This is a genomic window from Roseovarius spongiae, from assembly GCF_003651245.1.
Lineage (GTDB): Bacteria > Pseudomonadota > Alphaproteobacteria > Rhodobacterales > Rhodobacteraceae > Roseovarius > Roseovarius spongiae.
Genome location: NZ_RAPE01000002.1, coordinates 78650 through 91861, shown reverse-complemented (window position 1 = coordinate 91861; position 13212 = coordinate 78650). Strand labels below are relative to the sequence as shown.

Here is a 13212-nt window from a genome sequence, read left to right as displayed (position 1 = left end):
GGATGCCCAAGCGGTTCGTCTTCCTGCTGATCGGCCTCTTCTTCGGCGCTGGTTTCGGTTTTCTGCTGGGGGCGTCGCCCGGGGCCGACCGCGCCGGGCACGACCACGGCGCGCATGACCACGGCGGCGGCGACCACATGGGCCACGGCGCGCTGGTCGAGGCCGGAACGCCTGCGCCGACGCTGACGCTGCACGTGCTGCCCGATGGCGCGCAGAGCCGGAACCTGCATCTCGTGACGACGGATTTCACCTTTGCGCCCGAACGTGTGAACGGCCCGCATGTCCCCGGGGAGGGACACGCCCATGTCTACGTGAACGGGGTCAAGCAGCCGCGCGTCTATGCTCCTTACGTCCACCTCGACGCGCTGGCGAGAGGCACGCATGACATCCGCGTTACGCTGAACGCCAACGATCACCGGCTACTGGCGGTGGACGGCGCGCCGATCATGGCCGAGACGAGGATCACGATCCCATGACGCCGCCGCCGCTCAACAGGACCGCGCCATGCTGATCGTGGAACCCGCCCACCCGCTCGATGACGGTCCCCGCGCTTTGCTCGAACAGAGCCATGCGCTGATGGTCTCGTTGTTTCCGCCCGAGGACAATTACTTCCTGGGACTCGACGCGCTCTGCGCCCCCGAGGTGCATTTCATCATCGCCCGGATCGGCGCCGAGATCCTCGGCGCCGCAGCGCTGGTCGACAAGGGCGCCTATGGCGAGATCAAGTCGATGTTCACCAGCCCCGCCGCGCGCGGGAGGGGCGTCGGCGCGGCGCTGCTCCGCGCGCTCGAAGATCATGCGCGCGACAATGGCTTGGCGGTGCTCAAGCTCGAAACCGCGCGGGAACTGCCCGAGGCAATCCGCCTCTACGAGCGCCACGGCTTTACCAGTTGCGACCGTTTCGGCGAATATGCACCCAACGAAACATCCTATTTCATGCAAAAGCCGCTCGAGTGAAAGTGTCTTTCAATGTTCCGAGAATACTCAATAAACCGGATCGCAGATGAACTCGGCAGAGCCCTCATCGAGGTCCACTGACCCGCAATCGAGGTATTTCGGCCGCTCCGGCGGCAGCGGGCGCGGCGCGCCGCCGCAATCCAGATCGGCCGTCATCATCGCCTGGTCGCCGCGCAGGCGCCGCACCTTGCAGCGCGACACGCGCTCGATCGCCGCAACGCCGCCCGGAGCGGTCGCCGCGAGGCGCGGCGCCCATTCACCATTGACGCGGATTGCTTCCGCCCGCGCGCCGCTGACCCGGACGTCGAACCGGCTCAGCCCGATCTCGACGCGATGGGGCGCGATTCCGCGAAATTCAGGCGACGGCGCATCGCAGCCCGCAAGAACCATGACGAGAATCAGGAGAACAACCCGGATCATGCGGAGCAGCTTGCGCGCCGAGAGTTAACAAATCCCTTCCCCCGGCAGCGCGCAGAGGTCGCGGCGTCAGCTATTGGGCGAGCGCCCCGGCTTGGCCGCCTTGCGTGTTTCGGCATGTTCCTTCGCACTGGCCTTGGTGATCGCCCTGGCGTTGGCCTCGGCAGCGGCCTGGGCCTGGGATTGCGGTCTCGAGAAGTCGGCATGCACCGGGTTCGGCAAATGATCGAGCGTGGCGCCGGTCGAAGCGTCGACGGCGACCCCGATCAGCCCGCCGATGATAACGTTGCCCGCACCCGTGGCGATCCCCGCGCCGGCGACCCGGCTGTGAACGCGGATGGTCCGGCTGTCCCGGCCGTGCCTGAAGACAGCGGTAAAGGCTTGTTTACGCTTGATATCCAGAGTGCATGGCGTGGTGCAGGTCAGCCCGATCGATGTCTCGAGCTTCGCGCCGGGCGGCGCGGAGGTAAAGGTCACATCCTCGGAATTGCCGCGCGTGACGGTGGCGCAGGCGCTTGTCGCGAGGGCGAGGGCGGTCATCGCGACCGGTAGGGAAAAACGTGGCATTCTTTACTCTCACTTCAATGAGGCCGCGCGTTGCGAGCCGGTCGGACGCAGCCAGAGGGGAATCGCGTGACCGGGCATGGACTGAATGGCAGAGGGACGTTTCGAACGGGTAAAGACGCGCCCGACGCCATCGGCGCGAAGTCATTTTTTGACCATTTGATAAAATAATTTTGAGATTATCGTTTTCTGTGAGATAGTCGTTGCGACATATTATTGCAGCCGGAGGCCACAGACGTGTCACGAAATGCCCTTACCCCCGGAATCGCCGCCGGGCGGCTCGCGCCGCAGGACTATGCCGAGAACTTCTCGGATCTTCATCCTAAGCTTGACGATCACGAGGCGCTGGTCGCCGCCGACCGCTGCTATTTCTGCCACGACGCGCCCTGCGTCACCGCCTGCCCGACGGATATCGACATCCCGCTCTTCATCCGCCAGATCGCGACCGGCACGCCCGAGGCGGCGGCGCGCACGATCTTCACGCAGAACATCATGGGCGGCATGTGCGCCCGCGTCTGCCCGGTCGAAACCCTGTGCGAGGAGGCCTGCGTGCGCGAGGCCGCCGAGGGCAAGCCGGTCATAATCGGTCAGTTGCAACGCTACGCCACCGACACGCTGATGGAGAAGGGCGTCCACCCGTTCACGCGCGCGCCCGAGACCGGCAAGCGCGTGGCCGTCGTCGGCGCCGGACCGGCGGGGCTCGCCTGCGCGCACCGGCTCGCGATGCACGGGCATGACGTGACCGTGTTCGATGCGCGGGAGAAGCCCGGCGGGCTTAACGAATACGGCATCGCCAGCTACAAGACGGTGGACGATTTCGCCGCGCGCGAGGTCGACTGGCTGCTCGGGATCGGCGGCATCACGATCGAGACCGGCAAGGCGCTGGGGCGGGATGTGACGCTCGACGCGCTGCGCGAAGGGTTCGACGCGGTCTTCCTCGGGATCGGGCTAGGTGATGTGAACGCGCTCGGCCTTGAAGGCGAGAACCGCGATGGGCTGCGCGACGCGGTCGATTTCATCGCGGACCTGCGCCAGGCGGGCGATCTGGAGAATGTCCCCATCGGGCGCGAGGTGGTGGTGATCGGCGGCGGCATGACGGCGGTGGACGCCGCGGTGCAGGCGAAGCTGCTGGGCGCGCTCAACGTCAGCCTCGTCTATCGCCGTGGCCGCGAGCGGATGAACGCGAGCGTCTATGAACAGGATCTCGCCGCCTCGCACGGAGTGCGCATCATCACCAACGCAAGCCCCGTCGCGATCCACGGCAACGGCGCCCTGCGCGAGATCGAGTTCGAATATACCGATGACGATCTGACCCCCACCGGCCAGACCTTCCGCCTGCCCGCCGACCAGGTGTTCCGCGCCATCGGGCAGACGCTGACCGGCGACGACCTGCCTCGGCTCGACGGTCGCAAGATCGCCGTGAGCGGCGCCGGGCGCACCTCGGTCGAAGGGGTCTGGGCCGGCGGGGACTGCACCGGCGATGGCGAGGATTTGACCGTGACGGCGGTGGCGCAGGGCCGCGATGCCGCCGAGGACATTCATGAAAGTCTGACGAAGACGGGCTGAGGCCCGATACGCAAGACGACAGGGAGAGAAAAGATGGCTGACCTCACAAGCGACTTCATCGGGATCAAGTCCCCCAACCCGTTCTGGCTGGCCTCTGCGCCGCCCACGGACAAGGAATACAACGTCCGCCGCGCCTTTGACGCCGGCTGGGGCGGCGTCGTCTGGAAAACGCTGGGCGAGGCCGGGCCGCCGGTCGTCAACGTGAACGGCCCGCGCTACGGCGTGATCTACGGCGCCGACCGGCGGGTGCTGGGGATCAACAACATCGAGCTCATTACCGACCGCCCGCTCGAGGTGAACCTCGAGGAGATGACGCGGGTGAAGAGGGATTATCCCGATCACGCGCTGATCGCCTCGCTGATGGTGCCGGTGAACGAGGACGCGTGGCGCGATATCCTGCACCGGGTCGAGGACACCGGCTGCGACGGGGTGGAGCTCAACTTCGGCTGCCCCCACGGGATGAGCGAGCGCGGCATGGGCTCTGCCGTGGGCCAGGTGCCGGAATACATCGGCCAGATCGCGCATTGGTGCAAGAAACACAGCGACCTGCCGGTGATCGTGAAGCTCACGCCGAACATCACCGACATCCGCAAGCCGGCGCAAGCGGCGAAGGACGGCGGCGCGGACGCGGTGAGCCTCATCAACACGATCAACTCGATCACTTCGGTCGATCTCGACCTCTTCGCGCCTGAGCCGACGATTGACGGACAGGGCGCGCATGGCGGCTATTGCGGGCCGGCGGTCAAACCCATCGCGCTCAACATGGTCGCGGAAATCGCGCGCGATCCGGCGACGGCGGATCTGCCCATCAGCGGCATCGGCGGCGTCACCACCTGGCGCGACGCGGCGGAGTTCATGGCGCTTGGCGCCGGCAACGTGCAGGTCTGCACGGCGGCGATGACCTATGGCTTCAAGATCGTGCAGGAGATGATCTCGGGCCTGTCGCAATGGATGGATGAGAAGGGGCTGACCGACACCGGGCAGATCGTCGGGCGCGCGGTGCCCAACACGGTGAACTGGCAGGATCTCAACCTCAACTACGTCACCAAGGCGGTGATCGACCAGGACGCCTGCATCAAGTGCGGGCGCTGCTATGCCGCCTGCGAGGACACGTCGCACCAGGCGATTTCCATGTCCGAGGACCGCGTGTTCGAGGTGATCGACGAGGAATGCGTCGCCTGCAACCTCTGCGTCAATGTCTGCCCGGTCGAGGGCTGCATCACGATGGAGCAAATGGCCCCTGGCGCGGTCGATCCCCGCACCGGCAAGGTGGTCGAGAAGGAATACGCCAACTGGACCACGCATCCGAACAACCCAGGCGCCTGCGCCGCGGAGTGAAAGCGGAGATTTTTCGCGAAAAATCTGTAGACAGAAAATTCGCGAATTTTCTCAGAAAAGGATCCGGATCGGATCGTTGTGGCACACCACGAGGATCTGATCCGCGCTTTCGATCATGTGAAACCCACGCCGCCGCACCTCGAGTTCGAAACGATCAAACCCAACCTCTCGATCAATCCACGCACGCGATCTGCGCAGAACTCCACCGGTTTGCGCAGCCTTCGCGGCGAACATCTGATCGAGCCAGCATTCGGGGTCGGTGATACGGGTCATCTGCATGGCGTCAGTTTAGGCAGCACACGGTTAACACCCTTCTAAGGCGTGAGCAGCCGCCGGAAGAGCGCCTCGAGATGCGCGTCCGCCCCCTCCGGCACGCCGTCGGCGCCCGTCAGCACGCCGATCTGCGCTTCGAAATCCGCGTAATGTTGCGTCGTAGCCCATATCGAGAAGATCAGGTGCATCGGATCGACCGGCGCGAGCCTTCCGGCGTCCACCCAGCCCTGGATCAGCCCGGCCGCCCAATCCACCAGCGGGCGCAGATCGCTTTCGAGATGCGGCCCGATTCGCGGCGCCCCTTGCAGGATTTCATTCGCGAAAAGCCGGCTCTCGCGCGGGTAGTCCCGGCTCATCTCGAGCTTGCGATGCACGTAGTGCAGCAACTCCTCGAGCGGCTCGCCCGCGGGGTCCACCTCGCGCAGGGGCGCGAGCCAGCGATCCATCAACTGCCCGAGCAGGGTGACGTGAATATCCTCCTTGCCGTCGAAATAGTAGAGGATGTTGGGCTTGCTCAGCCCCGAGGCCGCCGCGATCTGGTCAAGCGTCGCCCCCCGGAACCCATGCGCCGAGAACACCTCGAGCGCGGCGTCGAGAATCAGGGCGCGATTGCGCAGCTGGATGCGGCTGAACCGGCTCTCGTCCTGCGCCGCATGCTCCATCTTCGCCCTCCCCGATCGCGTCCTGCGCCATTGCCCGCGAGAGAAGCCTAGACAGTCGCGCCCATATCCCCAAGACTAAACTTGACAGGTGAGGGCCGGAGCGCAATCGTATCTTGACCAAATGGTCAAAAGCCGGCCGCCCGGCTGACGAACCGCACAGGAAGGAAACGATCATGTCTGCATCCGCCCCCGGAGAAAACCTCAAGATCGACGGCGACCGTCTCTGGGAAAGCCTGATGGAGATGGCGAAGATCGGGCCCGGCGTGGCCGGCGGCAACAACCGTCAAACCCTCACGGACGAGGACGCCGAGGGGCGCGCCCTGTTCCGGAAATGGTGCGAGGACGCGGGCCTCGCGATGGGGCTCGACACGATGGGCAACATGTTCGCCCGCCGCGAAGGCGCCGACCCCGACGCGCTGCCGGTCTATGTCGGCTCTCATCTCGACACGCAGCCCACGGGCGGCAAGTATGACGGCGTGCTCGGCGTGCTGGCCGGGCTGGAACTGGTGCGCACGCTCAATGATCTCGACATCCGCACGAAGCACCCGATCGTCGTCACCAACTGGACCAACGAGGAAGGCACGCGCTTTGCGCCCGCGATGCTGGCCTCCGGCGTCTTCGCCGGCGTCCACGAGGAGGACTGGGCCAAGGCCCGCGAGGATGCCGAAGGCAAGAACTTCGGCGACGAGCTCGAGCGCATCGGCTGGAAAGGGGATGAGCCGGTGGGCGCGCGCAAGATGCACGCCTTCTTTGAGCTGCATATCGAACAGGGCCCGATACTGGAGGCCGAGGGCAAGGATATCGGCGTGGTCACGCATGGCCAGGGCCTCAGCTGGACGCAGGTGACCATCACCGGCAAGGACAGCCATACGGGGTCGACACCGATGCCCATGCGCCGGAACGCGGGGCTCGGCATGGCGCGCGTTCTGGAAAAGGTCGAGGAGATCGCGCTGTCCCACGCCCCCGACGCGGTGGGGGCGGCGGGCCATATCGACATCTACCCCAACTCGCGCAACGTGATCCCCGGCAAGGCGGTCTTCACCGTCGATTTCCGCTCGCCCGACAAGGCGGTGATCGAGGACATGGTCGCCCGCATGAAAGCCGCCGCGCAGGAGATTTGCGACGACATGGACCTTGGCGTCGAATTCGAGGTCGCCGGCGGCTTCGACCCGGTCGAGTTCGACGAGGGCTGCGTCACCGCCGTGCGCAACGCGGCCGAACGGCTGGGGTACTCGCATCGCAACCTCGTCTCGGGCGCCGGCCACGACGCCTGCTGGATCAACCGCGTCGCGCCGACCGCGATGGTGATGTGCCCCTGCGTCGACGGGCTGAGCCACAACGAGGCCGAGGAGATATCGAAGGAATGGGCCACGGCCGGCGCCGAGGTGCTGATGCACGCGGTGGTCGAGACGGCGGGGATCGAGGGGTAACTCGGGGGCCAGCCCCCAAACCCCCGGGATATTTCCGGCAAGAAGATGAGCCGGTCGGGACAGATACAGGGAGAAACCTAATGACCACCAAAGTCATCAAGAACGGCACCGTCTGCACCGCGGACCGCGCGTGGAAGGCGGACGTCCTGATCGAGGACGAAAAGATCAAGCGCATCGGCGAAGACCTCAAGGGGGACGAGGTGATCGACGCGGAGGGCGCCTATGTCATTCCCGGCGGGATCGACCCGCACACGCATATGGAAATGCCCTTCATGGGCACCACCGCCGCCGAAACCTTCGAGACCGGCACCTGGGCCGCGGCCTGCGGCGGCACCACGATGCTGGTGGATTTCTGCCTGCCGGGCGAGGATGGCAGCATCAAGAACGCCATCAACGAATGGCACCGCAAGTCCGCGCCCCAGATCTGCACCGATATCGGCTATCACATGGCGATCACCGGCTGGAACGAGAGTATCTTCAATGAAATGAAGGACGCCGTCGACATGGGCGTCAATTCCTTCAAGCATTTCATGGCCTACAAGGGCGCGCTGATGATCGAGGATGACGAGATGTTCGCCTCGTTCAAACGCTGCGCCGAGCTGGGCGCGCTGCCGATGGTGCATGCCGAGAACGGCGACATCGTGGCCGACCTTCAGGAACAGATGATCGAAAAGGGCATCACCGGCCCCGAAGGCCATGCCTATTCGCGCCCGCCCGAGGTCGAGGGCGAAGCGGCCAACCGCGCCATCATGATCGCGGACGCCGCCGGCGTGCCGCTCTATATCGTGCATGTCAGTTGCGAGCAGACCCACGAGGCGATCCGCCGCGCGCGCCAGAAGGGAATGCGCGTCTATGGAGAGCCGCTGGCGCAGTTCCTGACGCTGGATGAATCGGTCTATTTCAACACCGACTGGGACTATGCCGCGCAGCGCGTCATGTCCCCGCCGTTCCGCTCGAAGGAACACCAGGACGGACTCTGGGCCGGGCTTCAGGCCGGATCGTTGCAGGTGGTGGCCACCGACCACGCGGCGTTCTCCTCCGAGCAGAAGCGCCGCGGCCGCGACGATTTCCGCATCATCCCGAACGGGTCCAACGGGCTCGAGGAGCGGATGCCGGTGCTCTGGACGCATGGCGTGGAAACCGGGCGGCTCACACCCAGCGAATTCGTCGCCGTGACCTCGACCAACGTGGCCAAGATATTGAATATTTATCCGAAAAAGGGCGCCATCGTCGAAGGTGCGGATGCCGATATCGTGGTCTGGGATCCGAAGATCTCCAAGACGATTTCGGCCTCGAACCACCATTCGATCCTTGATTACAACGTGTTCGAGGGTTTCGAAGTCACCGCCAACGCGCGCTACACCCTCTCGCGCGGCGAGGTCATCTGGGCCTGGGGCCAGAACTCGCAACCCCAGCCGGGGCGCGGCCGCTTCGTCCCGCGCCCGGCCTTCCCGTCGGCGCACCAGGCACTGTCAAAGTGGAAGGCGCTGACCGCGCCGAAGATGATCGAGCGCGATCCCCTGAACATCCCGGCGGGGGTTTGAGCGACATGGCGACGGCGCCGTCGCTGCCCGGCATCCTGGAAACCGCGCTTTACGTCGACGATCTCGACGCGGCGGCGGCGTTCTACCGCGACGTGATCGGCCTGGCCGAGCATGTCCGCGTCGAAGGAAGGCACGTCTTCATGCGGTGCGCCGACTCGATGCTGCTGCTATTCAATCCCGACGCGACGCAAGAGGCGGCGGGGGGCAAGTTCCCCGTGCCTCCGCACGGCGCGCAGGGCCCCGGTCACATGTGCTTTCGCGTGGCGCCGGGAGAGACGCAGGGCTGGGCCGACCACCTTACCGCGCTCGGCATCCCGATCGAGGCCGATTTCGAATGGCCGAACGGAACCCGCTCGATCTATGTCCGCGACCCGGCGCAGAACTCGGTCGAGTTCGCCGAGGCCAGCCTCTGGGGGTTCGAGACGTGAGCGCCCCCGTCATCTCTGCCCGCGATCTGTCGTTGACCTTCCAGACCAATGACGGCCCGGTTCATGCGCTCAAGGACGTGAGCCTCGACGTGGCCAAGGGCGATTTCGTGAGCTTCATCGGTCCCTCGGGCTGCGGCAAGACGACCTTTCTGCGCTGCATGGCCGATCTCGAACATCCGACGGGCGGCACGATCACCGTCAACGGCGTGAGCGCCGAGGAAGCCCGGCGCAACCGCGCCTATGGCTACGTTTTCCAGGCCGCGGGCCTCTACCCGTGGCGCACCATCGGCGGCAACATCCGCCTGCCGCTCGAGATCATGGGGTATGACAAGGCGGACCAGGCCGAGCGCGTGAAGCGCGTGCTGGACCTGGTTGAACTTGGCGGGTTCGAGAAGAAATTTCCCTGGCAGCTCTCGGGCGGGATGCAGCAGCGCGCGTCGATCGCGCGCGCGCTGGCCTTCGATGCGGACATCCTGCTGATGGACGAACCCTTCGGCGCGCTCGACGAGATCGTGCGCGACCACCTGAACGAGCAGTTGCTGAACCTCTGGGGCAGGACGGAAAAGACCATCTGCTTCGTCACCCACTCGATCCCCGAAGCGGTCTATCTCAGCACCCGGATCGTCGTCATGTCGCCCCGGCCGGGGAGGATCGCGGACGTGATCGAAAGCCCCCTGCCCGTTGAGCGCCCCCTCGACATCCGCGACACGCCGGAATTCATCGAGGTGGCCCACCGCGTCCGCGACGGCCTGCGCGCGGGGTCGGAAGATGCGTAACGCAGCTCCCTTCGCGCCGGGCCTGCCCCGGCCCGTGACCTGTCAGGCCCGACGAGTCCCCGGGTCAGGCCCGGGGCGGGGTGCGGATGCGTCCGCCCGTTTGACGGGGCGGAGGGCTTGCAACGTTCACGGTCATCGGCTCTCCAGCCTGTACCGCATGGACAGATCACCACCAATTCCTTTCAACGTTCTTAGAATACTCGAAAAACCACGCCTGCCGCAGGCCGGGCGATCGAGTATTCTTGGAACATCGAAAGCAGGGAGGGCATGATGCGCAGCGTCGTGCCGATCCTCACCGTCGTGGCGGCGATCATCCTGCTCTGGTATGGTGCGTCCATCGCGCTCAACGCGGACTGGGCGCGGGACAAGGCGACACGCGCCGGGACGCAGCTGACGTTCACCGAACTGGTCGCCGACACCTGGAACCAGCGCAAGCCCAAGCTGCCCGCCCCGCACCAGGTGGGCGCGGAGATCTGGAAGACGACCGGCGAGATGGTGCTGAAGGGGCGCGGGTTTTCCAAGCGGTCGCTGATCTACCATTCCTGGGTCACGTTCAGCGCGACGGTGCTGGGCTTCCTGCTGGGGACGGCGCTCGGCACGCTCCTGGCGGTTGGGATCGTGCACAACCGCACCATGGACATGAGCGTGATGCCCTGGGTGATCGCCAGCCAGACCATTCCGATCCTCGCCATCGCGCCGATGATCATCGTGGTTCTGAACGCGGTCGGGGTCTCGGGGCTGCTGCCCAAGGCAATGATTTCCATGTATCTTTCGTTCTTCCCGGTCGCGGTCGGCATGGTCAAGGGGCTGCGCAGCCCCGACGCGATGCAGCTCGACCAGATGCGCACCTGGAACGCCAGCCGCTTTCAGACCTTCTTCAAGCTGCGGCTGCCGGCCTCGATGCCGTATTTCTTCACCTCGCTCAAGGTGGCGATGGCGGCGAGCCTCGTGGGCACGATCATCGGCGAACTGCCCACCGGCGCGGTCGCGGGCCTTGGCGCGCGGCTGCTCGCGGGGAGCTATTACGGCCAGACGATCCAGATCTGGAGCGCGCTCATCATGGCGGCGGTGCTGGCGGCGGTTCTCGTCGGCTGCATCGGGGTGTTGCAACGCCTCACGCTGAACCGGATGGGGATGGCGTGATGGGCTGGCTGGTCTTCGGTTTCGTCTTCTGGATCGGCGGCTGGCAGTTGAACGCCTGGCTGGCGCGCCGGCGTCCGGCGACGCCCATGATCCGGTTCATCGTTCCGGTGATCTTCGGCGTCACGCTGATCGTCGTCTGGGAATGTGCGGTGCGTGGGCTTGGCGTCTCAAAGGTTCTGCTGCCCGCGCCTTCGGATATCGGACACGCGCTTGCCCGCTCGACCGCGATCCTCTGGATGGATTTCGTGCAGACCGTGATCAAGGGCGCGATGTCGGGCTACATCCTCGGCTGCGGCAGCGCCGTGGCGGTCGCGATCGCCGTGGACCGGTTCGATTTTCTCAAGCGCGGGCTGCTGCCGGTGGGCAATTTCGTGGCCGCGCTGCCGATCATCGGCATGGCGCCGATCATGGTGATGTGGTTCGATTTCGGCTGGGAATCCAAGGCGGCCGTGGTCGTCGTCATGGTGTTCTTCCCAATGCTCGTGAACACCGTGCAGGGCTTGCAGGACACCGGGGCGATGCAGCGGGACCTCATGCGCACTTACGGCGCGAGCTACTGGCAGACGCTGCTGAAGCTGCGGCTTCCGGCGGCGATGCCCTTCATCTTCAACGGGCTCAAGATCGCTTCGACGCTGGCGCTGATCGGCGCCATCGTGGCCGAGTTCTTCGGCTCGCCCGTCAAGGGCATGGGCTTTCGCATCTCGACCTCGGTCGGGCAACTGGCGATGGACCTGGTCTGGGCCGAGATCGTCGTCGCCGCCATCGCCGGCAGCGCCTTCTACGGCGGGGTTGCCTTGGTCGAGAAAGCAATGACATTCTGGCACCCATCGCAAAGGGGCCGCACATGACCGGTCTTGACCAATCAAACGACTGCAACAGGGAGAGAAAGCAATGAAGAAACTCACAGCCACCCTCGGAGCCGCGGCACTGGGGCTCAGCGCCGCCGCCGCGCAGGCCGCCGACGACGTCACGCTGCAACTGAAATGGGTCACCCAGGGCCAGTTCGCCGGCTATTACGTGGCCAAGGACAAGGGGTTCTACGAGGACGAGGATCTCAACGTCACGATCAAGCCGGGCGGCCCGGACATCGCCCCCGCGCAGGTCATCGCCGGGGGCGGCGCGGATGTCATCGTCGACTGGATGCCCTCCGCGCTGGCCAGCCGCGAAAAGGGCCTGCCGCTCGTCAACATCGCGCAGCCGTTCAAGAAATCGGGCATGATGCTGACCTGCCGCAACGACAGCGGCGTCACCAGCCCCGAGGACTTTCCGGGCGAGACGCTGGGCGTCTGGTTCTTCGGCAACGAATACCCGTTCCTCAGCTGGATGAGCAAGCTCGGCATCCCGACCGATGGCGGCGAGGACGGCGTGACGGTGCTCAAGCAGGGCTTCAACGTCGATCCGCTCTTGCAGAAACAGGCGGCCTGCATCTCGACCATGACCTATAACGAATACTGGCAGGTTCTGGACGCGGGTCTGACCGAGGATGAACTTACCGTGTTCAAATACGAGGACCAGGGCGTCGCCACGCTCGAGGACGGGCTTTACGTGCTCGAGGACAACCTCGACGACCCCGAATTCGTCGACAAGATGGCCCGCTTCGTGCGCGCCTCGATGAAGGGCTGGGAATGGGCGCGTGAAAACCCCGAAGACGCCGCGATGATCGTGCTGGACAATGACGCCAGCGGCGCGCAGATCGAAGAGCACCAGATCCACATGACCAGCGAGGTCGCCAAGCTGACCGCCGGCACCGACGGCGAACTGGACCCGGCGGATTTCGAGCACACGGTGGAATCGCTGCTCTCGGGCGGCTCGGACCCGGTGATCAGCAAACACCCAGGTGAGGGCGCCTGGACCCACGTCGTCACCGACAAGGCGCTGAACAAGAACTGAGCGGGCGACAGCCGGCTTTGACGACGAGGGCCGCGCGTTCCGAATGGGATGCGCGGCCCACTTGTTTTAAAGCGGTGAAACGCATCGCCGGCTTGCCTCCTCGCCCTCCTCTTCATCCACCGCGCAGGCGGTGGACGATTGCGTTTCCGGCCCTCGGTCTTTGCGAGGGGTGCCGTCGGCCCAGACGCCGGGCTCGCCCGCTGAAAATACCCGGTTCCCGCCGC

General features: G+C 65.4%; 15 protein-coding genes. 11 read left to right on the top strand and 4 right to left on the bottom strand.

Going from position 1 to position 13212, the window contains the following annotated elements:
- Positions 1 to 2: 2 nt before the first annotated feature.
- Both D6850_RS07165 and D6850_RS07160 read left to right on the top strand, forming a co-directional pair.
- Positions 3 to 476 (top strand): hypothetical protein, encoded by a 474-nt coding sequence (locus tag D6850_RS07165; RefSeq protein ID WP_121165348.1) that lies wholly within the window; start codon positions 3 to 5, stop codon positions 474 to 476.
- Between the two features lie 28 nt (positions 477 to 504).
- Entirely contained in the window at positions 505 to 957 is a 453-nt protein-coding gene (locus D6850_RS07160) for a GNAT family N-acetyltransferase (RefSeq protein WP_121165346.1), read from the top strand.
- A gap of 27 nt (positions 958 to 984) precedes the next feature.
- Here the strand turns inward: D6850_RS07160 and D6850_RS07155 are convergent, their stop codons facing one another.
- Complete coding sequence (locus tag D6850_RS07155; protein WP_121165344.1) at positions 985 to 1377, bottom strand: hypothetical protein; 393 nt, start codon at positions 1375 to 1377, stop codon at positions 985 to 987.
- A 66-nt stretch (positions 1378 to 1443) separates the two neighbouring features.
- Complete coding sequence (locus D6850_RS07150; protein ID WP_147438873.1) at positions 1444 to 1941, bottom strand: translation initiation factor 2; 498 nt, start codon at positions 1939 to 1941, stop codon at positions 1444 to 1446.
- Positions 1942 to 2175: 234 nt separating this feature from the next.
- Here D6850_RS07150 and D6850_RS07145 point away from each other — a divergent pair, with 234 nt between their 5' ends.
- Complete coding sequence (locus D6850_RS07145; RefSeq protein WP_121166820.1) at positions 2176 to 3504, top strand: NAD(P)-dependent oxidoreductase; 1329 nt, start codon at positions 2176 to 2178, stop codon at positions 3502 to 3504.
- Between the two features lie 33 nt (positions 3505 to 3537).
- The gene (gene preA / locus D6850_RS07140) at positions 3538 to 4842 is read left to right on the top strand and encodes an NAD-dependent dihydropyrimidine dehydrogenase subunit PreA (RefSeq protein WP_121165340.1); all 1305 of its coding nucleotides are present in this window, start codon (positions 3538 to 3540) and stop codon (positions 4840 to 4842) included.
- A 51-nt stretch (positions 4843 to 4893) separates the two neighbouring features.
- Here preA and D6850_RS07135 read toward each other — a convergent pair whose 3' ends face one another.
- Entirely contained in the window at positions 4894 to 5115 is a 222-nt protein-coding gene (locus D6850_RS07135; RefSeq protein ID WP_245964125.1) for an N-(5'-phosphoribosyl)anthranilate isomerase, read from the bottom strand.
- Between the two features lie 41 nt (positions 5116 to 5156).
- Positions 5157 to 5777, bottom strand: coding sequence for a TetR family transcriptional regulator C-terminal domain-containing protein (locus D6850_RS07130; protein ID WP_121165336.1), 621 nt, complete (start codon positions 5775 to 5777; stop codon positions 5157 to 5159).
- A 173-nt stretch (positions 5778 to 5950) separates the two neighbouring features.
- Between D6850_RS07130 and D6850_RS07125 the strand changes: the two genes are divergently transcribed.
- From D6850_RS07125 to D6850_RS07095, 7 genes are all read left to right on the top strand, one after another.
- On the top strand, positions 5951 to 7207 hold the full coding sequence (locus D6850_RS07125) for a Zn-dependent hydrolase (RefSeq protein WP_121165334.1): 1257 nt from the start codon (positions 5951 to 5953) through the stop codon (positions 7205 to 7207).
- Positions 7208 to 7287: 80 nt separating this feature from the next.
- On the top strand, positions 7288 to 8751 hold the full coding sequence (gene hydA / locus D6850_RS07120; RefSeq protein WP_121165332.1) for a dihydropyrimidinase: 1464 nt from the start codon (positions 7288 to 7290) through the stop codon (positions 8749 to 8751).
- A gap of 5 nt (positions 8752 to 8756) precedes the next feature.
- Positions 8757 to 9179, top strand: a complete 423-nt coding sequence (locus D6850_RS07115; protein WP_121165330.1) for a VOC family protein — start codon at positions 8757 to 8759, stop codon at positions 9177 to 9179.
- Positions 9176 to 9955: an ABC transporter ATP-binding protein gene (locus D6850_RS07110; RefSeq protein ID WP_121165328.1), complete on the top strand. Its 780-nt coding sequence runs from the start codon at positions 9176 to 9178 to the stop codon at positions 9953 to 9955. The genes D6850_RS07115 and D6850_RS07110 overlap by 4 nt, the downstream gene beginning before the upstream one ends.
- 267 nt (positions 9956 to 10222) lie before the next feature.
- A complete protein-coding gene (locus D6850_RS07105; protein ID WP_121165326.1) occupies positions 10223 to 11098 on the top strand; it encodes an ABC transporter permease in 876 nt (291 codons plus the stop codon).
- On the top strand, positions 11098 to 11946 hold the full coding sequence (locus D6850_RS07100; protein ID WP_121165324.1) for an ABC transporter permease: 849 nt from the start codon (positions 11098 to 11100) through the stop codon (positions 11944 to 11946). The genes D6850_RS07105 and D6850_RS07100 overlap by 1 nt, the downstream gene beginning before the upstream one ends.
- A 43-nt stretch (positions 11947 to 11989) precedes the next feature.
- Entirely contained in the window at positions 11990 to 12988 is a 999-nt protein-coding gene (locus tag D6850_RS07095; protein WP_121165322.1) for an ABC transporter substrate-binding protein, read from the top strand.
- Positions 12989 to 13212: the final 224 nt, after the last annotated feature.